21 protein-coding genes are annotated in these 21,617 nt (G+C 30.3%); 13 read left to right on the forward strand and 8 right to left on the reverse strand.

Translation table 11 applies throughout. The annotated features are described in order from the left end of the window. Positions 1-52: 52 nt before the first annotated feature. Both SJY27_RS01045 and SJY27_RS01050 read left to right on the forward strand, forming a co-directional pair. Positions 53-532, forward strand: coding sequence for a hypothetical protein (locus tag SJY27_RS01045; protein ID WP_397446391.1), 480 nt, complete (start codon positions 53-55; stop codon positions 530-532). Further along, positions 525-893, forward strand: coding sequence for a glyoxalase (locus SJY27_RS01050; protein ID WP_397446392.1), 369 nt, complete (start codon positions 525-527; stop codon positions 891-893). Before SJY27_RS01045 ends, SJY27_RS01050 begins: the two co-directional genes overlap by 8 nt. Before the next feature lie 194 nt (positions 894-1,087). Here the strand turns inward: SJY27_RS01050 and SJY27_RS01055 are convergent, their stop codons facing one another. The 3 genes from SJY27_RS01055 to SJY27_RS01065 all read right to left on the reverse strand — a co-directional run bounded on the left by SJY27_RS01055 (position 1,088) and on the right by SJY27_RS01065 (position 3,698). Further along, positions 1,088-1,636: a fasciclin domain-containing protein gene (locus SJY27_RS01055; protein ID WP_397446393.1), complete on the reverse strand. Its 549-nt coding sequence runs from the start codon at positions 1,634-1,636 to the stop codon at positions 1,088-1,090. A gap of 436 nt (positions 1,637-2,072) precedes the next feature. Next, the gene (locus tag SJY27_RS01060) at positions 2,073-2,864 is read right to left on the reverse strand and encodes a TerC family protein (protein WP_397446394.1); all 792 of its coding nucleotides are present in this window, start codon (positions 2,862-2,864) and stop codon (positions 2,073-2,075) included. Between the two features lie 69 nt (positions 2,865-2,933). Then, the gene (locus SJY27_RS01065; RefSeq protein ID WP_397446395.1) at positions 2,934-3,698 is read right to left on the reverse strand and encodes a sulfite exporter TauE/SafE family protein; all 765 of its coding nucleotides are present in this window, start codon (positions 3,696-3,698) and stop codon (positions 2,934-2,936) included. Between the two features lie 114 nt (positions 3,699-3,812). On the opposite strand from SJY27_RS01065, the gene SJY27_RS01070 reads away from it, so the two are divergent. The 8 genes from SJY27_RS01070 to acs all read left to right on the forward strand — a co-directional run bounded on the left by SJY27_RS01070 (position 3,813) and on the right by acs (position 13,064). Next, a complete protein-coding gene (locus SJY27_RS01070) occupies positions 3,813-4,232 on the forward strand; it encodes a hypothetical protein (protein WP_397446396.1) in 420 nt (139 codons plus the stop codon). Between the two features lie 102 nt (positions 4,233-4,334). Beyond that, a complete protein-coding gene (locus SJY27_RS01075; RefSeq protein ID WP_397446397.1) occupies positions 4,335-5,546 on the forward strand; it encodes a hypothetical protein in 1,212 nt (403 codons plus the stop codon). Positions 5,547-5,556: 10 nt separating this feature from the next. Then, complete coding sequence (locus SJY27_RS01080; RefSeq protein WP_397446398.1) at positions 5,557-5,817, forward strand: DUF4212 domain-containing protein; 261 nt, start codon at positions 5,557-5,559, stop codon at positions 5,815-5,817. 30 nt (positions 5,818-5,847) lie between these two features. Next, entirely contained in the window at positions 5,848-7,614 is a 1,767-nt protein-coding gene (locus tag SJY27_RS01085; protein ID WP_397446399.1) for a sodium:solute symporter family protein, read from the forward strand. A gap of 246 nt (positions 7,615-7,860) precedes the next feature. After that, positions 7,861-10,545, forward strand: a complete 2,685-nt coding sequence (locus SJY27_RS01090; RefSeq protein ID WP_397446400.1) for an ATP-binding protein — start codon at positions 7,861-7,863, stop codon at positions 10,543-10,545. Further along, the gene (locus SJY27_RS01095) at positions 10,545-10,907 is read left to right on the forward strand and encodes a response regulator transcription factor (protein WP_397446401.1); all 363 of its coding nucleotides are present in this window, start codon (positions 10,545-10,547) and stop codon (positions 10,905-10,907) included. The genes SJY27_RS01090 and SJY27_RS01095 overlap by 1 nt, the downstream gene beginning before the upstream one ends. 9 nt (positions 10,908-10,916) lie before the next feature. Then, complete coding sequence (locus SJY27_RS01100; protein WP_397446402.1) at positions 10,917-11,144, forward strand: hypothetical protein; 228 nt, start codon at positions 10,917-10,919, stop codon at positions 11,142-11,144. Positions 11,145-11,156: 12 nt separating this feature from the next. Continuing rightward, positions 11,157-13,064 carry an acetate--CoA ligase gene (gene acs / locus SJY27_RS01105; protein ID WP_397446403.1) on the forward strand — a complete coding sequence of 636 codons (1,908 nt, stop codon included), beginning with the start codon at positions 11,157-11,159 and terminating at the stop codon, positions 13,062-13,064. Between the two features lie 57 nt (positions 13,065-13,121). On the opposite strand, the gene SJY27_RS01110 is transcribed toward acs, so the two are convergent. Both SJY27_RS01110 and SJY27_RS01115 read right to left on the reverse strand, forming a co-directional pair. Continuing rightward, entirely contained in the window at positions 13,122-13,766 is a 645-nt protein-coding gene (locus SJY27_RS01110; protein WP_397446404.1) for a PolC-type DNA polymerase III, read from the reverse strand. 3 nt (positions 13,767-13,769) lie between these two features. Then, positions 13,770-15,665: a DUF294 nucleotidyltransferase-like domain-containing protein gene (locus SJY27_RS01115; protein WP_397446405.1), complete on the reverse strand. Its 1,896-nt coding sequence runs from the start codon at positions 15,663-15,665 to the stop codon at positions 13,770-13,772. Positions 15,666-15,830: 165 nt separating this feature from the next. Here SJY27_RS01115 and SJY27_RS01120 point away from each other — a divergent pair, with 165 nt between their 5' ends. Both SJY27_RS01120 and SJY27_RS01125 read left to right on the forward strand, forming a co-directional pair. Then, the gene (locus SJY27_RS01120; RefSeq protein ID WP_397446406.1) at positions 15,831-17,597 is read left to right on the forward strand and encodes an ABC transporter ATP-binding protein; all 1,767 of its coding nucleotides are present in this window, start codon (positions 15,831-15,833) and stop codon (positions 17,595-17,597) included. Positions 17,598-17,781: 184 nt separating this feature from the next. Continuing rightward, complete coding sequence (locus SJY27_RS01125; RefSeq protein WP_397446407.1) at positions 17,782-18,543, forward strand: DUF6503 family protein; 762 nt, start codon at positions 17,782-17,784, stop codon at positions 18,541-18,543. 66 nt (positions 18,544-18,609) lie between these two features. Here SJY27_RS01125 and SJY27_RS01130 read toward each other — a convergent pair whose 3' ends face one another. From SJY27_RS01130 to SJY27_RS01140, 3 genes are read right to left on the reverse strand one after another with little or no spacing between them, the layout of a single operon-like run. Further along, a complete protein-coding gene (locus SJY27_RS01130) occupies positions 18,610-19,377 on the reverse strand; it encodes a hypothetical protein (RefSeq protein ID WP_397446408.1) in 768 nt (255 codons plus the stop codon). Next, the gene (locus SJY27_RS01135; RefSeq protein WP_397446409.1) at positions 19,364-19,909 is read right to left on the reverse strand and encodes an NUDIX domain-containing protein; all 546 of its coding nucleotides are present in this window, start codon (positions 19,907-19,909) and stop codon (positions 19,364-19,366) included. The genes SJY27_RS01130 and SJY27_RS01135 overlap by 14 nt, the downstream gene beginning before the upstream one ends. Positions 19,910-19,942: 33 nt before the next feature. Then, positions 19,943-20,506, reverse strand: coding sequence for an acyl-CoA thioesterase (locus tag SJY27_RS01140; RefSeq protein WP_397446410.1), 564 nt, complete (start codon positions 20,504-20,506; stop codon positions 19,943-19,945). 261 nt (positions 20,507-20,767) lie between these two features. Between SJY27_RS01140 and SJY27_RS01145 the strand changes: the two genes are divergently transcribed. Next, on the forward strand, positions 20,768-21,535 hold the full coding sequence (locus SJY27_RS01145; protein ID WP_397446411.1) for a choice-of-anchor V domain-containing protein: 768 nt from the start codon (positions 20,768-20,770) through the stop codon (positions 21,533-21,535). Positions 21,536-21,617 lie beyond the last annotated feature (82 nt).

A 21,617-nucleotide genomic window follows, 5' to 3' on the forward strand; every position in this document is an offset into this window, starting at 1 on the left:
TATTTCCTTTTTTTATCTTAAACTTATTGTTATAAGTTAAACAATATTATAATTGAAAGCAGCAACCATTAAACTACTTAAAGACGAACTTTCTCATAAATCAACAGAAGAGTTGAAAGCGTTGTGTTTACAGTTGGCTCGTTTTAAGGTAGAAAATAAAGAGTTGTTGACCTATTTGTTGTTTGAAGCACATAATGAAGCGCAATATATAGAAAATTGTAAATTGTTTATTGATCAATTATTTGATGAAATAGATACTAAGAATACCTATTATGTGCGTAAAAAAGTTCGTAAAATTTTGTCTTCAAGTAAAAAATTGATTCGTTTTTCTAAGCAAAAAGAAACAGAAGCAGAGGTGTTGTTGCATTTTTGTAAAAAGTTGAAAAACTACAATCCGTTTTTTAAGCGAAGCACACGTTTGCAAAATATTTTTAATACACAATTAAGAATGTCAAAAAATGCAATTCTAAAATTACATGAAGATTTGCAATACGATTATCAATTAGAGTTAGATAATTTATCAGATGACTAAAGAAAGACCAAAATTAGAAAACCTAATCCATGCACAAACCACTGATGTTGAGGTTTTTCAAAACACAGTGTTAAGACCTATTATTAAAATGCAACACCATTTGTTGATTGCTTTTTTTAAAAGTTTTTTACATAAAAGAAAGATAGATTTTGGTTCTTTATCTTTAGAAAATCAAAAAAGTACAATTAAATCTGCTTTAGAGAAAGATATCGCTTTTAAAAATCAAATTATTGGTTGTGTTTTAGGTCAGTTTTCTATGAAAGAATATGATATGTATTCTAAAAATTCATCCGAATTTAATCGAAGAATAAAACAAATTATTATCAAAAGATTGCAAGATAGCATATTAGATATATCATAAAAAACCGCTACGACCAAGTAGCGGTTTCAATCAATCAACCAAAAAACTTCTATAATGTAATTAAGTATGCCTACCTAATATTCAGAAGTATACTATTTTATAATACTACAAATATAAGCTATATTTTGTTTAATAAAATGTTAAAAAAAGTAAACATTAGTTTAAAATTTATATTTGCCTTATTTGTAAAGGTTTTATTTAGGCATTACAACTGTATCAATAGCATGAACAACTCCATTAGAAGCAGCTACATCAGTAATTATTACAGTTGATGTGTTACCTTTGGTATCTTTTAAAATTACTTTACCGTCTTTTAAAGATGCAGTTAATGTTCCACCTTGTACTGTTTTAATATCAAATTTTCCATTATTTGCTTTAATTGCAGCCAAAACATCTTTAGCTTTAAATTCTCCAGCAACTACATGATACGTTAAAATGGCGGTTAATAATTTTTTGTTTTCTGGCTTTAATAAGCTTTCTACAGTGCCTTTAGGTAACTTTCCAAATGCATCGTTTATAGGTGCAAAAACGGTAAAAGGCCCATCACTATTTAAAGTCTCTACTAAACCAGCAGCTTTTACAGCAGCAACTAAAGTTGTAAAATTGTCATTAGCTGCAGCAACACCAACTATTGTTTTTTCATTTTTTTCGTTGTTTTTATCCTTAGGGTCTGTATTTGCAAAAGTTGGTAATGACACTATAATTGCAAATACTGTAATAGAAAATAATTTTTTGAAATTCATAATATATGTTTTAAGTTTTTTACAAATTTAGTTGAGTAATAATTTGTTTTGTTTAATTGTTTGTTAAATTAATTAAACAAAAACTTAAAGTTTACTTAAATAATAGGCTGTTTAAAAAGTATAAAATCCCTGTCATTTCCATTGTAATGGAAAAATCTTATTTTTTGATCATCAAATAGTTAGATTTTTCGACTTCGCTCAAAATAACATATAGATCTACTTTTCAGACAGCCTCTATATTTTAACCTAAGTTCGTATTAAGGAGTACTGTTTATGAACTAATTATCGGTTTTATTGTTTACAACGAATATCATTTGGACTGAAATAGAGAAACCTTATCCTAAATTTAAGATTTCTCTACTACACAATTTGCTTTGCAAGCTACTTTTAATAAAAAAAGTAACTTTATTTCAGTAATGTTAGAATTGGCAATAATTTATTTTTTAGCCAAAAGCTTTTTTTGATATCTACCTTGTACAATATCAGTAACAATTAAAATAGCAATCACAAAATAAAATGTTGTTTTGCTCATGGGTACAATTTCTTCTCCAAATATTTTTATATGCGCTAAATGTCCACCCTCTGTTACTAGCATAATACCTACTATAAAAAGAATAAAAAGGCCTAAAACTTCATACATTCTATTTTTAGCTAAAAAAGCAGATACTTTATCTGCTAAGAATAACATTAGCAATCCACTAATAACAATTGCAATTGCCATAATAATAAATGCAGTGGTAGAGTTGCTAATTTCGCTTGTTAAGCCAATTGCAGCCAATATAGAATCAAAAGAAAAAACTAAATTCATAATAACAATACTTACAATTACTGCATTTGCCGATTTTTTACTTTTAGTATTTACCAACTCAGATTCATCTAAATTGGGTGTTGCAATCATATGCCAAATTTCTTTTATTGCTGTGTAAATGATAAAACCACCACCAAAAAGAACAATAATACTGTGTCCGTTAAAAGCAAACTTTATAACATCGTCAATGCCTCCAGATAAAAACGAAAAAGGTTCCTGAAAATAATCTATAATAGATACCAACAAAAATAAAAGAACAATTCTTAAAATTATTGCGATTAAAATACCCGTTTTACGTACTTTTTGTTGGGCATTAGTTGGTGCTTTTTTAGACTCTAGAGATATGTATAATAAATTATCGAATCCTAAAACTGCTTGTAACATTACAAGCATTAATAATGTAAAAATATTTTCTAACATAGTTATTTTAAGTTAAGTGTCAAATATATTTTTATTACAATACATAGGCAACTTAAAATTATCTATTTCTTAAAATAAATATTTTATTAGTATTCTAATACTTACAAATGCAATTAAAATTGCGGTTGCTTTTTTTAATTGGATGGCAGTAAAATAACGATTGCTTAATCGGTTTCCTATTTGACCACCAATAAATACAGTAATTAATAATAAAGAAGTTAAAGGCCAATTTATCGTAAAATCTGGATTAGAAACTTGACCTAATAAACCAGCAATAGAATTTACAAAAATAAAAATGCTAGCTGTAGCCGCAATTTTTTTTGGTGTGTTCCAGTGAATTAAATGTAAAAAGGGAGCTAAAAAAATACCTCCACCTATACCAACCATTCCAGAAATAAAACCAATAACCCCACCAATACTTCCATTTTTTAAATGATTTTGATGTACATTCTTAGTATCAGAGGTAATAATTTTTTTGGAAATCCACATAGTAATAGAAGCAAACAACAATGTAAAACCTAATAGAACAAAAAAGGTTTGTTGATTTATTTTTAAATATCCACCAATATAAGCTAAAGGTACACTCAACAGAATTAATGGCATTACTTTTTTCCATTCAATTTTTTTTTGTTGATGAAATAAAAAAATATTGCTACTAACTACTAAAATATTGCATAACAAAGAGGTTGCTCTAATTTGTGTAAAAATAATTCCAGTTAATGCTAAAATGGCCAAATAGCTAGAGCCACCCCCAAAACCTACTGAAGAATATAAAATTGAAACTAAAAAAAAGAGCAGAATTACAAACCAAAACTCTTGAAAAAGGGTAATCATTTTGTTGTTTTAAGGCAGTCGAAAATAAGTTATATTTTATAATTATTTGATTTTTAAAAAGATAAATTCTTATTTTATTTGCTAAATAAATATATATGTGCTAAATTTATATATATGAAAACTAAAACCTGTCCAAATTGCTCTTCAGATGATTGTGTAAAGAGTGGTATTGTTAATAATCGTCAACGTTATAAATGTAAATCTTGCAATTATTTTTTTACTGTAAATAAGCTTGGTAAAAAAATAGATGACTATTTTGTTAACAAGGCATTACAGTTGTATTTAGAAGGATTGAGTTATCGAGAAATAGAACGTATTTTGGGGGTTTCTCATGTAAGTATTTTAAACTGGGTGAAACGTTATGGAATCAAAAGACCTCAGAATAAAAATTATCACCCAACGTATAAAATTTTAAATGCAAAAGAGTTGGGTATTTACTTTCAGAATGCAGAGAATTTAAAAGGAGCAGGTGTTTTAGTAACTGAACTTGGTGATAAGTTTATGTTGATTAAATGGGAACGTTTTAAAGATTAAGTATATAAAATTAACAGATATATATATTAATTTTTTTTTAACATAAGTTTTTGCAGACATTCGTTGAGTGCACAAATCAACTTTTTAATCAATCAATAACTTATGAAACAAAAACTTTTATTTTTTTTAGGACTTTTCCTTTTCATAAATTTAACATTTTCCCAAGGGTCTACAGAATACACAGGTGGGTACAAAGTTAAGTTTAATGATGATGGTTCTAAATACTTAAGAATCATTGCTTGGGGTCAGTTTTGGGCACAATACAATAATAATGTTACTGCAACTACAGAGCAACTTAGCCTAAGTGTTAGAAGAGCAAGAATCCTAACATTTACACAATTAAACAAGAATTTCTTAATACTAACCCATTTTGGTTTAAATAGTTTAAATGGTAATAATACGTCTCCTATTGGTGCTGGAGAGCGTTCTCAACTATTTTTCCATGATTTTTGGGGAGAGTGGAAAATAACAAATAGTTTGAGTGCAGGTGCTGGTTTACATTACTGGAATGGAATTTCTAGATTAAACAATCAAAGCACACTAAATATGTTAACCCTTGATAATAACAGACAATCTTGGGCAACTATTGGCTTGTCAGATCAATTCGCAAGGCACATTGGTGTTTATGCAAAAGGTAAAATAGGGCGTTTGCAATACAGACTTGCTTTAAATGAAGCTGGTTCTAGTACTTTAGATAATAGAGATCCTGTAGCTGAAGCTGTCACAGTTTATGGTGGTAGAAGAATATTAGGCTCAAGAGATGCAGGCAAAGTAATTCAAGGATATTTCGATTATAACTTCTTAGATCAAGAATCTAATTTCTTGCCTTATAAAGTAGGATCTTATTTAGGTAGCAAACAAGTATTTAATGTGGGTGCAGGTTTTTTTAATCATAAAAATGGTGTTGTAGAGGCCAATGGTCAAGGTTCAGATGTAAATATTTTTGCAATTGATGCTTTTTATGATGCGCCAACAGGAAATAAAAATGCCGCAATTACAGCATATGCTGTTTACCAAAATAACGATTATGGAACAGATTATAATTTTAGTGCGTATTCAACTGGTAACATGATTTACACGCATGTAGGATACTTGATTTCTGGAGATAAATCTAAAACAAGATTTCAACCTTATCTATCCTATCAAAATAGAACTATTGATGCTATTAATGATAATGCATCTAGATTTGGTATAGGAGCCAATGTACTTCTAACAGGGCATCACTCTAAACTTACCTTTGAGTATGCAAATTCTAAAGTAGGGTCTGCATCAAGTAATGGTGTATTAACCATACAAGCAATGATTTATTTATAAACCAACAATTATGTCAACAAGTAACAATGCAAAAAAGTACTGGAAAGAGAACCTCAGGTATCTGCTAATTTTATTAGTAGTTTGGTTTCTAGTTTCCTATGGATGTGGAATTTTATTCCGCGAAGAACTGAATCAATTTAAATTAGGTGGTTTTAAACTAGGTTTCTGGTTTGCCCAACAAGGTTCAATTTATGTATTCGTAATTCTAATTTTCGTGTATGTAAGATTAATGAATAAACTAGATAAAAAATATGGTTACGATGAAGAGTAACCCAAACAATCAACTAAAAAATTATATATTATGAGTGTTCAAACATGGACTTGGATTTTAGTAGGAATTACTTTTGCGCTATATTTTGGAATCGCAATTTGGGCAAGAGCTGGTTCTACCAAAGAATTTTATGTTGCTGGTGGTGGAGTTTCACCTTTAGCAAATGGTATGGCTACAGCTGCAGATTGGATGAGTGCAGCATCATTTATATCAATGGCAGGTATTATTTCTTTTGCAGGATATGATGGTTCTGTTTATTTAATGGGATGGACTGGTGGTTACGTGCTTTTAGCCCTATTATTAGCCCCTTATCTTAGAAAATTCGGAAAATTTACTGTGCCCGATTTTATTGGTGATCGTTATTATTCTAATGGTGCAAGAACGGTAGCTGTTATTTGTGCATTAATTGTATCTTTTACTTATGTTGCTGGTCAAATGCGTGGTGTAGGTATTGTATTCTCGCAATTTCTTCAAGTAGAAATTATTTGGGGAGTGGTAATTGGTATGTGTATTGTTTTGGTTTTTGCTTTTTTAGGAGGTATGAAAGGAATTACTTATACACAAGTAGCACAATATTGTGTGTTAATTTTCGCATTTATGGTTCCTGCTTTTTTCATTTCTTTTCAAATGACAGGAGATATTATTCCACAAATAGGAATGGGAGGTACTTTAGAAGATGGTACGTATTTGTTAGATAAATTAGATGCATTACACACACAATTAGGGTTTAAAGAATATACAACAGGTTCTAAATCTACTTGGGATGTTTTTGCAATAACGTTAGCCTTAATGGTGGGTACAGCAGGTTTACCACACGTAATTGTACGTTTTTTTACAGTTCCTAAAGTAAAAGATGCACGTAAATCTGCAGGGTATGCCTTGTTTTTAATTGCAATTTTATACACTACAGCTCCTGCAATTTCGGTATTTTCTAGAACTAATTTAATAGAAACTGTAAGCGAAACTAAATATTCAGAAATTCCAGAATGGTTTAAAAATTGGGAAAATACAGGTTTAATTGCTTGGACAGATAAAAATGGTGATGGTAAAATACAATATATAGCTGGTAGTGCAATTGATGGTAAAAAACCAGTGTATACAGAGGCTAGAGGAAGTTATGGAGAGCGTTTAATAGCCAATGCAAGTGCAGCTAAAAATGAGTTGTATGTAGATAGAGATATCATGGTGTTAGCAAATCCAGAAATTGCAGGCTTACCTAATTGGGTAATTGCATTGGTGGCAGCTGGTGGATTAGCTGCAGCATTATCTACAGCAGCTGGTTTATTGTTGGTAATTTCTACTTCTATCTCTCACGATTTAATTAAAAAACAAATTAGACCAGATATTTCTGATAAATCTGAATTAATGTGGGCTAGAGGTTCAATTTTTGTTGCAATTTTAATTGCAGGTTATTTTGGAATCAATCCACCAGGCTTTGTGGCAGCCACAGTAGCACTGGCCTTTGGTTTGGCAGCAGCTTCTTTCTTTCCAGCTATTATTCTCGGAATTTTTGACAAAAGAATGAACAAAGAAGGAGCCATTTCAGGTATGGTTGTTGGTATTTTATTAATGTTGTTTTATATGATGAAATACAAACTAGATATGTTTGGGGGTGGTACTCAAGATGATTGGTGGTTTGGAACCTCGCCAGAAGGTTTTGGTACAGTAGCTATGATTGTAAACGTAGTAATATCTTTAGTGGTTTCTAGATTAACTTCAGAACCACCAGTAGAGGTGCAAGAAATTGTAGAAAATATTAGAATTCCATCTGGTGCAGGAGAAGCATCTGCACATTAATATAGTTTTAAAACAGCACTTTTAAAGTGCTGTTTTATCCATCTTAGATTTTACAAACATTGAAAAAAAGACACGAACAAAAACTTATTTTACTTTCATTAGGATTATTAATTCTAATGAATATTCCTTTTGTTTTAGTATATGATTCATCAAATTTAGTATTTGGAATTCCTGTTTTTTATCTTACAATTTTTGTGATTTGGTTGATTTCAGTTTGTATTTCATATTACATATTAAAACGTTTTTATGAGTAACTGGGTATTAACTTTAATTATAATTTTCTACTTAGCCATATTATTTTATGTAGCTTTTATTGCAGAGAAAAACCATAAAAGTAAATGGGTCAATAACCCTTATGTTTATGCACTTTCTTTAGCAGTATATTGTTCTGCATGGACATATTATGGAAGTATTGGTGTGGCTGCAGAAAAAGGGGTTAGTTTTTTAACCATTTATTTAGGCCCTGTAATTGCAGCCCCACTTTGGATTGTTATATTAAGAAAAATAATTCGAATTTCTAAGCAACATAAAATATCTTCTTTGGCAGATTTTATTGCACTTAGATATGGTAAAAATCGTTTTTTAGGAGCTTTGGTTACTGTTATTTGTGTATTTGGTATTTTACCTTATTTATCATTACAGCTAAAAGCCGTTTCAGAAACTTTTGAAATTATGACTCAAAAAAGCAATTATACTTCAAGCACTATTTTTGATGATTCTACGTTTTATATTGCCATTCTTTTAGCGGTGTTTGCTACTTTTTTTGGTACTCAAAAAACAGATGCTTCTTTAAAAAATAGCGGAATAATTGCTTCAGTTGCCTTAGAATCTGTACTAAAATTGTTGTTTTTCTTAATTATAGGCATTTATATAACGTTTTATTTATTTGATAGTCCAGCAGATATTGTTACCCAGTTTTCTAAAACAGCAGGTTTTGCAGATAAAATAACGCTGGGTAGTTTAGAGGAAGGTTTCAATTGGTTTTTTACAATTATGCTTTCTTTTATAGCCGTTTTTTTATTACCCAGACAATTTCAAGTTTCGGTTATAGAAAACAACAGAGAGAAGCACATTACAACAGCCATTTGGTTGTTTCCTTTGTATTTATTATTGTTTAATATTTTTGTTGTATTTATTGCCTATGCAGGAAAAATTAGCTTAGGCAATACCGTAAATGCAGAGTATTTTGCATTATTGCTGCCTTTAAAAGAAGGTAATATTTTTCTGGCAACGCTTGTTTTTTTTGGTGGCTTATCTGCTGTAATTTCTATGGTAATTATTACATCTTTAGCTTTATCAATAATGATTAGTAATAACTTAATTATCCCCTATGGATTTTTATCAAACTTTATCAAAAACAAATCAGAAAAGAATACCAAGTTTATTAAAAATATTCGAAGATTTGCAATTTTCTTTATCATCATTGTTGCCTATGCATTTTACTACAATTTTTCGGTAGAGCTTTCTTTGTATTCAATTGGGCTGATTTCTTTTGTAATTATAGCACAGTTAGCACCTTCTTTTTTTATTGGTTTGTTTTGGAATAGAGGATCGTCTAAAGGGGCAATTATTGGTATAATTATTGGGTTTTTGGTAACCTTTTATACACTTTTATTACCTTTTACATTAGAGGTTTTAACAGCAAATCGTTTTTTTGTAGAACAAGGTTTGTTTGGCATTACTGCTTTGAAACCTCATGCTTTATTTGGAATTGATTTTTTAACACCACCTGTACATGCTTTTTTTTGGAGCATTACTATAAATTTAATCTGTTACATTTATTTTTCTCTTAATACTTCTGGTAATTATAGAGAGCGTAATTACGCAGAAATGTTTGTAGATAGCAGAAATTATGCTTCTTTACAAGATGGCGCTTATGTTTGGAAAGGGGAAGCTTATGTAGAGGATATTAAAGGAGTTTTAAATCGATTTTTAGGAATTGAAAAAACTCAAAAAGCTTTAAGAATATTTTTTACAAAATATAACTTACCTCAAGATACTCAGTTTGCAGATGCAAAACTGATTAATTTTTCAGAGCAATTGTTAACAGGTTCCATTGGTTCATCTTCGGCAAAAATGTTAATATCAAGTGTAGTTAAAGAAGAAGAAGTGAGTTTGGTAGAGGTTTTAAAAGTGTTGGATGAATCGAAAGAAGCAATGACACAAAGTAAAATTTTAAAAGAAAAATCTCAAGAACTTTCTGAATTAGCAGAGCAATTAAAAAGTGCAAATCAAGAGTTAATTGTTAAAGATCAACAAAAAGACGAATTTTTAGACACGGTTGCACACGAATTAAAAACACCACTTACAGGTATTAGGGCTTCTACAGAATTGTTGTTAGATGATGCAGATATGCCTACTGTAATGAAACAACAGTTTTTAAATAATATGTTGCAAGATTCTGAAAGATTATCTCGATTAATTAACAATATTTTAGATTTCGAAAAGCTAGAAACAGGTCGTGAAACCATAACTTCAGAATTTAATGATATTAGTAAAACCATTGCCAAAACAATAGCAAGGCTAAGCCCAAATGCCAACAAAAAACAAGTAAAGCTCATCCAAAAAAATGTGCATACTATTCATTTAAAATATGATGAAGATCGAATTGTACAAGTAATTACTAATTTGATTTCTAATGCCTTAAAGTTTTGTGAACCCAAAGTTGGTATTGTAGAAATTGATTATAAAATAGGAAATAACTATTTGTTAATTATAGTACAAGATAATGGTAAAGGAGTACCAAAAGAAGATCAAGATTTTATTTTCGATAAGTTTTATCAATCTAAAAATCAAAACCGAATTAAACCCGAAGGCACAGGTTTAGGTTTGGCAATTAGTAAAAAAATCATAGAAAGTCATCAAGGAGAAATATGGCTAGATAAAAATTATAAAAAAGGAGCTAAATTTAAAATTAAAATACCACTATAATGAGAAAGATATTAATTGTAGATGATGAACCCAACATAGTAATGACCTTAGAATATGCTTTTAAAAAGAAAAATTTTGAAGTGTATATTGCTAGAGATGGTAGCGAAGCTTTAGAAATTTTAAAAACAAAAACCCCTAATGTTATTCTGTTAGATATTATGATGCCAGAGGTTGATGGGTATCAGACTATAGAACTTATCAAAAAAAATAAGGCTTTAAAAAATACCAAAGTAATCTTTTTATCAGCAAAAAGTAAATCTTCTGATGTTGAAAAAGGCTTACAACTTGGGGCAGATAAGTATTTTACAAAACCATTTTCTATCAGAAAAATTGTTAATGAAGTCGAAGAATTAATCCATTAAAAAACAGATATGAAACTATCCATTAATCCTTTATATTCAGATATTTTTATTACTATTTATGTAGTAGTAACTCTTTTCATCAGGTTTAAATTCGAGCATAATAATTACGCAATCAGTCCAGGTTTATCACTTGTATTTGGGCTTTGTTGTGTGGCTTTTTTATGGTCTTTAATTAAATTAAAAATTCTAAATCCAAACTGGTTTGGATTGTTCAATTCAAAAAAATCAAAACACTAAAAATATAGCATTATGAGTAATTATCACATTAAAAATTTTCCAGAGTATTATCACGTATATAGAAATTCAGTTAGAGAGCCAGAAACATTTTGGGAAGAAATTGCAGAAGAACATTTTGTTTGGAAAAAAAAGTGGGACAAAGTTTTGGAATGGGATTTTTCTAAACCCGAAATCAAATGGTTTGAAGGAGCGCAATTAAACATAACAGAAAATTGTATAGACAGGCATTTGGCAACAAGAGGAGATAAAACAGCAATTTTGTTTGAACCTAATAATCCAAGTGAACCTGCACAACATATTACCTATAATCAACTTTCAGAACGCGTAAATCAGTTTGCGAATGTTTTAAAAGAAAATGGCATTAAAAAGGGCGACAGAGTTTGTATTTATGTGCCTATGATTCCAGAATTGGCCATTGCAACGTTAGCTTGTGCAAGAATTGGAGCCATACACTCTGTTGTTTTTGCAGGGTTTTCTGCAACAGCACTTTCTACAAGAATTAATGATTCCGATTGTAAAATGGTCATCACTTCAGATGGTTCTTATAGAGGTTCTAAAACCATCGATTTAAAAGGCATTGTAGATGAAGCTTTAGAATCATGTAACTCTGTAGAAACGGTTTTAGTTGCTAAAAGAATCAACTCAGACATCAACATGAAAGAAGGGCGAGACCAATGGTTACAGCCTTTGTTAGATGAGGCATCAACAGTTTGTGAGGCAGAAGTTATGGAAGCAGAAGATCCGTTGTTTATTTTATATACTTCTGGTTCTACAGGTTCACCTAAAGGAATGGTGCATACCACAGCTGGTTATATGATTTATACAGCTTACACCTTTAAAAATGCATTTCAGTATAGAGAAAATGATGTGTATTGGTGTACTGCAGATATTGGTTGGATTACTGGGCATTCGTACATTGTGTATGGTCCTTTAGCAAACGGAGCCACTTCTGTAATGTTTGAAGGTGTACCTAGTTATCCAGATTTTGGTCGTTTTTGGGAAATTGTTGAAAAGCATAAAGTCAATCAATTTTACACTGCACCAACTGCTATTAGAGCTTTAGCAAAACACGGAACAGCATTGGTAGATAAATACGATTTGTCTTCTTTAAAAGTGTTAGGTTCTGTAGGTGAACCTATAAACGAAGAGGCTTGGCACTGGTATAATGATACCATTGGTAAAAAGAAAAGCCCAATTATAGACACTTGGTGGCAAACAGAAACTGGTGGAATGATGATTACGCCAATTCCGTTTGTAACACCAACAAAACCAACCTACGCAACATTACCTTTTATAGGAATTCAACCTTGTTTGATGGATGAAAACGGAAACGAATTGCAAGGCAATCAAGTAGAAGGTAGATTGTGTATAAAATATCCATGGCCAAGTATGGCAAGAACCATTTGGGGAAATCATCAACGTTATAAAGAAACCTATTTTTCTGCCTATAAAAATTGTTACTTTACAGGTGATGGCGCTTTGCGCGATGAAGTTGGTTATTATAGAATTACGGGTAGAGTAGATGATGTAATTATTGTTTCTGGTCATAATTTAGGAACAGCACCTATAGAAGACGCTATAAATGAGCATCCAGCAGTGGCAGAATCTGCAATTGTTGGTTTTCCTCACGATATTAAAGGAAGTGCTTTATATGGATATATTACTTTAAAAGATTTGGGTGAAAGTAGAGATCATACCAATTTAAGTAAAGAAATCAACCAATTGATTGCTGATAAAATTGGACCTATTGCCAAATTAGATAAAATTCAGTTTACAGAGGGGTTACCAAAAACACGTTCTGGAAAAATTATGCGACGTCTTTTACGTAAAATAGCATCTAACGAATTAGATAATTTAGGTGATGTTTCTACGTTACTGAATCCAGAAGTGGTAGAAAGTATTAAAGAAAACAGATTGTAAAAATCGTAATTTAATATACTTAAAAATCACTTTTTAGAAATAAAAGGTGATTTTTTTTTACAACCAACCCACAAAATGAGAAAGCCTTAAATTCTTTTTCTTTTTTTGCAATAGTTTATAAGATTTTAAAAACACCAATGCTGTTAAATAGGCATCACCAGCAGCTGTATGTCTATCGTGCATTTTTAGGTTAAAAATTGCACACAATTTGTCTAAACTATACTGGTTGTTGTCTTTTACATATTTTGTTTTTTTATAAAAAGTAGCAGTGTCTATGACTTTATTTTTCAATTTTGGCAAGTGGTTTCTTTTTAAAATTGCATTGATCATTCCTATGTCAAAAGCAGCATGATGTGCCACTAAAACACTATTTTTTATATAATTTAAAAAAACTTTAAGGGCCTCTAGTTCATCTACTTTAGTGAAAACGCCAAATTTTAATAAACCGTGAATTTTTACACTTTCTTTAGCAAACTTTTCTTGTTTTACATAAATTTCTAATTGATCTGCAACAACAATTGAAAAGTTTTGAATGGCAATACAGCCAATGGATAAAATCCGATCATTATGTAGATTTAAACCAGTAGTTTCTGTATCAAAAACAACAAAACGTGTGTTGGTTAAGTTCTTTTTTTTAGCTTTAAAAGTGTGTAAATAGGTTTCAAAAAAAGGAGGATACGAATGTTTAGAAAAAATACCCATATCTTATAAAAATTGAGATAATTTAAAACGAGTCTGAATCAAATCTTGAAGCTCTTTAATAGGTTTAAAACAATTTTTAAGTTGTAATCGATTGGCTTTACTTAAAGACACAATGTCTATAAACCTGCCTGAATTGTTGTTTTTTAAACCTTCCTCTGTTCTAAAATATAATAAGGTTTCAAAAGCGATACTGCATGCCTCATACAAATCTTTATTCTGAGGTTCAAGTTCAGATAGTTTTTCAAATCGCAATTTTGTATTGTTTATGTTTTTAATTGCATGTGATAAAATTAAAACTCGTGCAGCATCAACTAAAGGCATAATTGCCCTTGCTTTAATATCAAACTGATGTTTATGCTCTCCTGTATCTTCTACTAAAAAGCTTCTAAAAAAACTTAAAGGAGGTGGATTTTGCAATGCATTTCTGCCTAAATAAGTCAAAAATAAATCATAGTTATGGATAGATTCAAAAATTGATTTTGCAATGTTATCAGCTAAAGTACGTTCTCCATACATAAAATTAAAGTCGAAGAAAATGGTACTTAAAAGAATTTTAGCTTCACTAGGTTGAGTAATCCAATCGTTAAATTGTTGTTTCCATTCTGTTACAGACAAACACCATTTTGGGTTCATGGCCATCATTTTTGCAGGGCATAATTCAAAACCAACAAAAGCCAAATCTTGATTAATTTTGGTGGCTAATTTTATAAAAAAAGCCCTTGTGTTCTCTAGTTTTTCAGGGTCTTCAAATACAATTGCGTTATCTTGGTCTGTTTGTAATAATTGCTCTCTTCGTCCTTGACTGCCAATGGTTAACCAGGTAAACTTTACAGGAATTTCTTGTTCAAAATATTGCAAATTTTGTGCAATTATTTTTCTGGTTATAGCATAGTTTATTTCAGAGATAATATTGGTAACAAACTGTAAAGGTATATGTTGTTCAATGTAATTTTTAAGTACTACTTGCGCTTTTTCTATAATCGTTTTAATTTCAGGTAAAGTACTCGCTTTTTTTAAGGCTTTAATCAAAACAGAAGGATTGTTGCCTTTTGTGATTACAATATCGTGTTCAGATAACACTCCAATGATTTTTGTGGTGTTTGTGCCATCTTTAGTAATACACAAATGAGAAATATTGTGTTTTAACATGGCTATTTGTGCTTCTGAAACCGATAAGTTTTTAGGGTAAGTTAGTACAGGATAAGACATTATTTGAGTTACCTTATCATCAATACTATATTTTCCAGTAGCTACTTTATTCCGTAAATCTTTATCAGTAATAATGCCTAATGGAATATGGTCTTTAGTGATTAGAATTGACCCAACATTATAATCAGACATTTTTAGGGCAGCTTCTTTAATGCTATGGTTTTCTTGACACGTAATCGGTTTTGTTGAATAATTAATGTGCTGAACTTCTGTAAATAAATTCTTTTTTAAGTTTGGTTTTAGGGCTAAATCAAATGCATTGTTCTTTTTTAAATGTGTATTTCTGGTATTTGTAGCAAAACTTACAGATAAAAAAGCCATCACTTTTTCATGTTTTTGAATAATATCGCCAAAAATAGTTAACGGAATACAATACAAAATACTTTCTTCAATAGCTTTGGCATCTAGGGCATACACATCATTTTGTACAAAAGCTCTTAGCCCAAAAACATCACCTTCATCACATTTGTCTACCAATTTATTTTGATGAAACAGACCTACTGCACCGTCTTTTACCACGTAAAAAAACTTTTTTAAGTGTTCTTGTTGGGTAAAAAGTACTTCATTAATATCTAAATAAATAACTTCAATTTCTTTACTAATTTCTAATAATTCGTCTGTGTTTAGAAAATAAAAAGGAGGGTAGTTTTTTAAAAAGTCTAAAATACGTTCTGCAATGGTATTTTTCATGATAGCAATCTAAAAATAATTTTTGTATTTACATCTGATTTTTGTCAATTCAGCTCATTTCTTAAGGTATTTTATTTTTTGATACCCTAAATTTGCAAGTATGTCATGTGTTTTTTAATGGCATACAAATTGACAATCATTATTTGACGTATATCAATATAATTTATGCAACATCTTCAAGAAACCAAAAAAGAGAAAAAGAAACCAAAAGTAACTTTAAAACAAGCTTTTAAAACCATTATTTGGCCAAGAAGAAACTTAGTTTTTTTAGGTTTAATTTTAATTATTATCAGAAGTTTGTCTGGTTTTGTTTTACCATTACAAAGTAAGGTGTTAATGGATGAGGTAATTCCGAATAAAGATTTTAGTCAATTATACACCTTAATTTTCACGGTAATTGGTGCTATTATGGTACAAGCAATTACCTCTTTTTTATTAACAAAAGTATTAAGTATTCAGGCACAATATTTAATATCAGAATTAAGAGCACAAGTACAAAAGAAAGTATTGTCTTTACCCATTAGTTTTTTCGATAATACAAAATCGGGTGCTTTGGTTTCTAGAATTATGACAGATGTTGAGGGTGTAAGAAACTTAATTGGTACTGGTTTGGTGCAATTAATTGGTGGTTCTTTTACGGCAATTGTAACGCTTGTAATTCTATTAAAAATGAATGTTTGGATGACCGTCTTTACTTTTGTGCCTTTATCTATTTTCGGAATTATAGCCTTAAAATCTTTCAAATACATTCGCCCTATTTTTAGAGCAAGAGGTAAAATAAATGCAGAGGTAAAAGGAAGGTTAACAGAAACCTTAAGTGGAATTAGAGTAATAAAAGCGTTTAATGCAGAAGAACAAGAAAGCAAAATTTTTGAAAAAGGAGTAGAAGATATTTATCAGAATGTTAAAAAGAGCATGACTGCTACTGCAATTATGACAAGTTCTTCCACTTTTTTAATAGGTTTAGCCACTACTGGAGTTATGGGAATTGGAGGCTATTTTATGATACAAGGCACCATGACTTTTGGAGATTTTATTCAATTTACGTTTTTATTGGCCTTTATGGTTGCACCAATTGTACAAATGAGTAATATTGGGAGTCAATTGACAGAAGCTTTGGCAGGTTTAGACAGAACAGAAGAGTTGATGAATAAAGCAGCAGAAGAGGATGATGAAAATAGAACGATTGAGCTGCATAAGGTAACAGGAGAAATTAATTTTGACGATGTTTCGTTTGCTTATGAAGAAGATAAAGAAGTATTGCATAACATCAATTTTAAAGTTCCTGCTGGCTCTGTTACAGCTTTGGTGGGGAGTTCTGGTTCTGGAAAATCAACCATTGCAGGTTTGTCTGCAACATTTTTAAATCCGAATTCAGGTACAATTACCATTGATCATCAAGATATGAGTAAAGTAAAATTATCTAGCTATCGTAAACATTTAGGTGTGGTTTTACAAGATGAATTTTTGTTTGAGGGTACTATTAGAGACAACATCTTATTTCCAAAACCAAATGCAACAGAAGAGGAATTGCAAAAGGCAGTAAAAGCAGCTTATGTAAACGAATTTACAGACAGATTTGATGATGGCTTAGATACTTTAATTGGTGAGCGAGGGGTAAAATTATCTGGCGGACAAAGACAACGTTTGGCAATTGCTAGAGCAATTTTAGCTGATCCTAAAATTATTATTTTAGATGAAGCGACTTCTAATTTAGATACTGAAAGCGAAGCGTTGATTCAAAAAAGTTTGTCAGAATTGGTAAAAGACAGAACTACGATTGTTATTGCGCATCGATTAAGCACCATTAAAAAAGCAAATCAAATTTTGGTGATTGAAGCCGGAAAAATTGCAGAAAGAGGAACTCATGATGAATTGATAGCTTTAGAAGGCAGGTATTATGAATTATATACGTATCAATCTAAAATATAATTGAAAATTATTAGGTATTTCAACCTTGTAGAAAAATCTCAATGCAATACGTTTTTTTAACTCCTTTTTTTCTTTACAATCTATGTTAAGATTAAAATTGTCAACCCCTTGAAAAAGGGAATCTATTTTGTTTACTTTGTAATAAAATAAAAATCAACACGACTTAAAGTAAAAATGAAACCATATGAAAAAACTTTTATTATTAGTAGTAATCTTATCATTTTCTTGTAAAAATGAAATAAAAAAGAAAACGATAGACAAAGATTTAGTTGCTGTAAAAAAGGTCAGTTTTCCTAAAGAGTTAGGAAAAGTTTTTACAAAACATGGTGGAATTGATACTTGGAGAAAAGCACAAATATTGTCTTTTAATAAAGGAGAAGAAGTGCATACCATTGATTTACATTCAAGAAAAACGGTAATCAATCACCCAGAATATTCTTTGGGTTTTGATGGTAAAGAAGTTTGGTTGCAGGAAGAAAATAAAGGCTATTATAAAGGCAATCCAACTTTTTACTACAACTTGTATTTCTACTTTTATGCCATGCCTTTTGTTTTGGCTGATGACGGAATTATCTATGAAAAAGTAGACGGAATTACGTTTGAAGGTGTAACCTATCCTGGTTACAAAATATCTTATAAAGCAAATATTGGTACTTCTCCTGATGATAATTATATAGTGTATTACAATCCAAAAACGTATCAAATGGAATGGTTAGCTTACACTGTTACTTTTAACTCTAAAGCACCTTCAAACAGGTATAAAATCATTAAATACAACAAATGGGAAAACGTAAACGGAATCCTTTTACCTAAGGAAATTACTTGGTTTAAGAAAGATAAAAATGGCAACCCAACTGAACCTGCAAAACCCGCAACTGTTTTTACATTGCCATTAATTAGTCAAGGTAAATTGGCGGATTCTTTTTTTGCAAAACCACTTAAATAGGCTAGTCAATCATCAGTAATTAATAAAAAAGTGAGTAACTTTAAGAATAGAAAGTTTTAAAACTTTTTATTCTTCTTTTCTAACAGGTGTATTTTCTAAATCATAAATTGCTGTAGAAATATCCACTCTAAACCATTGTTTAAACATTTTATAATTACGTCTTTTGGGCCAAGTTTTACGATCATGACACCAATCTTCAAGCTCCATTTTAAAATACAGATCAAATTTCTTTTTTAAATAATTTTCAATATCATAAAAATTACTGTTATTAATTAAATAAATATTAACTTCATCTAAATCAGCGTCATCAATTTTTGAATCTGGATATACATTATTGTGCCAATCAATAAAAGGCTGTAAAGGTTTTAACGAGATGGCAGATCTATTGATATAATTTTGTGTAAAATCGGTTTCCTTATGATTTTTTTCGATTTCATTAATTTCAGAAAGATATATTTCTTCTGGTTGAGTTACTAAAGTTAAGGCTTTCCTACCATTAATGTTACTAATTTCAAAATCAACAACAAAATTACTAAAATCTTTAAAATGAGATTGCTTATGCTGAATCATTTCTAATAATAAATCATAATTTGAGTCTTCATTCTCAGCAAAAGACATTATTTTATCAAATTCATTAGTATCCATAATAAGGCTCAAATTTCCAAAATTCCATGCCTTTATGGCAAAGTCAAAAATATCTTCTTGATATTCAAAAACATCAAGTTTTTTTTCAAAGGGCTGCATAAAATCCTGCAGGAGAGAAGAGTATTTTGAGTCTGAACTTTCGTAAGCTTTATCGTTGTTAAATAAATTGATGATCTTATTTTTTTTCATTTGTTATAATTTTATCATAAACCATACAATAGTATGGATGAAATTTTGATAGTAAAACGTTTTCTAGTTTTTCTGTGGATTTTAAAACCTCTAAATCAAACAGTTTTATAGCTTCAACCTCCTCTTTTTGAATTGTTAATTCAGATACAGGCACTTTTAATTCTGCAATAAAAACATGATGATGCTCATTATCTTGAATTCCGTTTGCATGTTTTACTTGATGAATTCTTGTACCTATTTTAATGAGTTCTTTTTCCTCTAATACTAAACCAATTTCTTCAAAAACTTCTCTTTTCGCTGATGATAAAATAGATTCTCCTGCTCCAATATGTCCTGCAACAGAAATATCCCATAAACCAGGAAACACTTTTTTAGTCAAAGCCCTTTTTTGAAGCAATATCTTTCTATTTGAAGTAAATAACCAAATATGTACAGTTGCATGAAACCATCCATGTTTATGAGCTTCAGATTTTAAAGCAGTTTTACCTGTTGGTGTTCCATCAGGATTTAAAATATCTATGAGTTCATCCAAAGTAAAAACATTTTAATATCAAAAATTACTTTGTTAATTTTCTTTAATTTCAATTTTAGAATTGCTACCCTCAAAAAGCCCAATATAATCTTCTATTTTAAATGTTTTACTGCTAAATTTAGAAGTTCTGTTTCTACCTTGCTGTTGTCTTACAATGCTTCTGGCAAAACGTCTTATTTCTTCTTTATTGGTTAAAATAATTCCAGGAACAGGCGCGCTTTTCCCATTTTCATCTTTGGCTACCATTGTAAAATAAGAAGAGTTACAGTGTTTTATGTTTCCTGTTCTTATGTTTTCTGATATTACACGCAAGCCTACAACCATAGAGGTTCTACCTGTATAATTTATAGAGGCTTTTAAAGTAACCAATTCACCAACTTCAATAGGGTTTAAAAAATCTACTTTGTTAACAGAGGCAGTTACACAATAATACCCTGAATGTTTTGATGCGCATGCAAATGCAATCTGATCCATTAGGTTTAAAATATGGCCTCCATGAATTTTTCCACTAAAATTAGAATGTGATGGAAGCATCAACTGTGTGATGATTACTTGAGATTCTTCTATGTTTCTGTATTGTCTTTTTGCTTCAGTCATATTTCAAAAATACAATTCTTTTTTTCAGATGATATACATCAACCTCGAAAAAAATGAAACTTTTCAACTAAAAATATTCCCTTTTGCGTTATAATTTTTCCCTTTCAACTATTTTTTGTTTTACAAATCTATTGATATTGTTTTATTTACAGTGTAATTGCCATATTATTTCATTATTTTTATCAAAATAAATAAACTGTTAGAAATTTTGTAAAGAATAATTCAGATTTAAATTTATTTACTAACTCAAACTCAATTCAGATGAAAAAACATTACATTTTTAAATTTACGTTACTATTAATTCCAATTTCAGCTTTTATACTGATGTCAAGTTCTGGAGGAAGAACAGATGCTAGATCTGGTTCTCCAGGTGATGGTGGTGCTAGTTGTGCAGCTTGTCATACAGGTGGTTCTTCTGGTGTTTCTGCCAGTATTACAACAAACATTCCTAATGATGGTTATGCATTAAATACAGATTATACAATTACAGTTAACAAATCTTCATCAGGTGCAGGAGGTTTTCAATTGGTAGCAGAAAATACTGCTAACTCAAAAGTGGGTACATTTACTGCGGGTTCTGGATCTAGAGTTTCTGGTAGTAGAATTACTCATAGCAGTTCTGGTAATAGTTCTTGGTCTTTTACTTGGAAATCACCTGCAACAGACCAAGGAGAAGTTAAATTTTACTCATCTGTTGTTATTGCTGATGGAAATGGTAGTAATGGCGCAGGCGATAAAGTAGTAAACACAAGTACTGTTGGTGCTACTGTTTTGGGTATTTCAGAGGCAAAACGTTTAGATTTTGAGCTGTTCCCAAATCCGGCTTCAGAAAATATAAACATACAATTGCCATCAGGTGAAACTAAAGCAACTGTTCAGTTTTATGATTACTTAGGTAAATTAGCGTTAACACAAAAAATTACAGCAATTCATAATCGTATTAACGTAAATAGTTTATCCACAGGAATTTATATCATGAAAGTAGCTACAGATTCTAAAATAGGTAGCCAAAAGTTTATTAAAAACTAACAAAGCCTTGAGTTTTAACATACAAACCGATTGTAATTTTTACAATCGGTTTTTTTTATGGGCTATTTAAAGTAAATTTGTT

Source organism: Polaribacter sp. R77954, from assembly GCF_044595335.1.
In the GTDB taxonomy this organism is placed as follows: Bacteria; Bacteroidota; Bacteroidia; order Flavobacteriales; family Flavobacteriaceae; genus Polaribacter.

Excerpts from the sequence above, each read along its gene's own strand:
- SJY27_RS01130 (WP_397446408.1), bottom strand. The coding sequence starts at position 19,377 with ATGAAAAAAAATAAGATCATCAATTTATTTAACAACGATAAAGCTTAC.
- SJY27_RS01140 (WP_397446410.1), bottom strand. The coding sequence starts at position 20,506 with ATGACTGAAGCAAAAAGACAATACAGAAACATAGAAGAATCTCAAGTA.
- SJY27_RS01055 (WP_397446393.1), bottom strand. The coding sequence starts at position 1,636 with ATGAATTTCAAAAAATTATTTTCTATTACAGTATTTGCAATTATAGTG.
- SJY27_RS01100 (WP_397446402.1), top strand. The coding sequence starts at position 10,917 with ATGAAACTATCCATTAATCCTTTATATTCAGATATTTTTATTACTATT.
- SJY27_RS01145 (WP_397446411.1), top strand. The coding sequence starts at position 20,768 with ATGAAAAAACATTACATTTTTAAATTTACGTTACTATTAATTCCAATT.
- SJY27_RS01120 (WP_397446406.1), top strand. The coding sequence starts at position 15,831 with ATGCAACATCTTCAAGAAACCAAAAAAGAGAAAAAGAAACCAAAAGTA.
- SJY27_RS01085 (WP_397446399.1), top strand. The coding sequence starts at position 5,848 with ATGAGTGTTCAAACATGGACTTGGATTTTAGTAGGAATTACTTTTGCG.
- SJY27_RS01080 (WP_397446398.1), top strand. The coding sequence starts at position 5,557 with ATGTCAACAAGTAACAATGCAAAAAAGTACTGGAAAGAGAACCTCAGG.
- acs (WP_397446403.1), top strand. The coding sequence starts at position 11,157 with ATGAGTAATTATCACATTAAAAATTTTCCAGAGTATTATCACGTATAT.
- SJY27_RS01060 (WP_397446394.1), bottom strand. The coding sequence starts at position 2,864 with ATGTTAGAAAATATTTTTACATTATTAATGCTTGTAATGTTACAAGCA.
- SJY27_RS01115 (WP_397446405.1), bottom strand. The coding sequence starts at position 15,665 with ATGAAAAATACCATTGCAGAACGTATTTTAGACTTTTTAAAAAACTAC.
- SJY27_RS01075 (WP_397446397.1), top strand. The coding sequence starts at position 4,335 with ATGAAACAAAAACTTTTATTTTTTTTAGGACTTTTCCTTTTCATAAAT.
- SJY27_RS01090 (WP_397446400.1), top strand. The coding sequence starts at position 7,861 with ATGAGTAACTGGGTATTAACTTTAATTATAATTTTCTACTTAGCCATA.
- SJY27_RS01125 (WP_397446407.1), top strand. The coding sequence starts at position 17,782 with ATGAAAAAACTTTTATTATTAGTAGTAATCTTATCATTTTCTTGTAAA.
- SJY27_RS01095 (WP_397446401.1), top strand. The coding sequence starts at position 10,545 with ATGAGAAAGATATTAATTGTAGATGATGAACCCAACATAGTAATGACC.
- SJY27_RS01110 (WP_397446404.1), bottom strand. The coding sequence starts at position 13,766 with ATGGGTATTTTTTCTAAACATTCGTATCCTCCTTTTTTTGAAACCTAT.
- SJY27_RS01065 (WP_397446395.1), bottom strand. The coding sequence starts at position 3,698 with ATGATTACCCTTTTTCAAGAGTTTTGGTTTGTAATTCTGCTCTTTTTT.
- SJY27_RS01050 (WP_397446392.1), top strand. The coding sequence starts at position 525 with ATGACTAAAGAAAGACCAAAATTAGAAAACCTAATCCATGCACAAACC.
- SJY27_RS01070 (WP_397446396.1), top strand. The coding sequence starts at position 3,813 with ATGAAAACTAAAACCTGTCCAAATTGCTCTTCAGATGATTGTGTAAAG.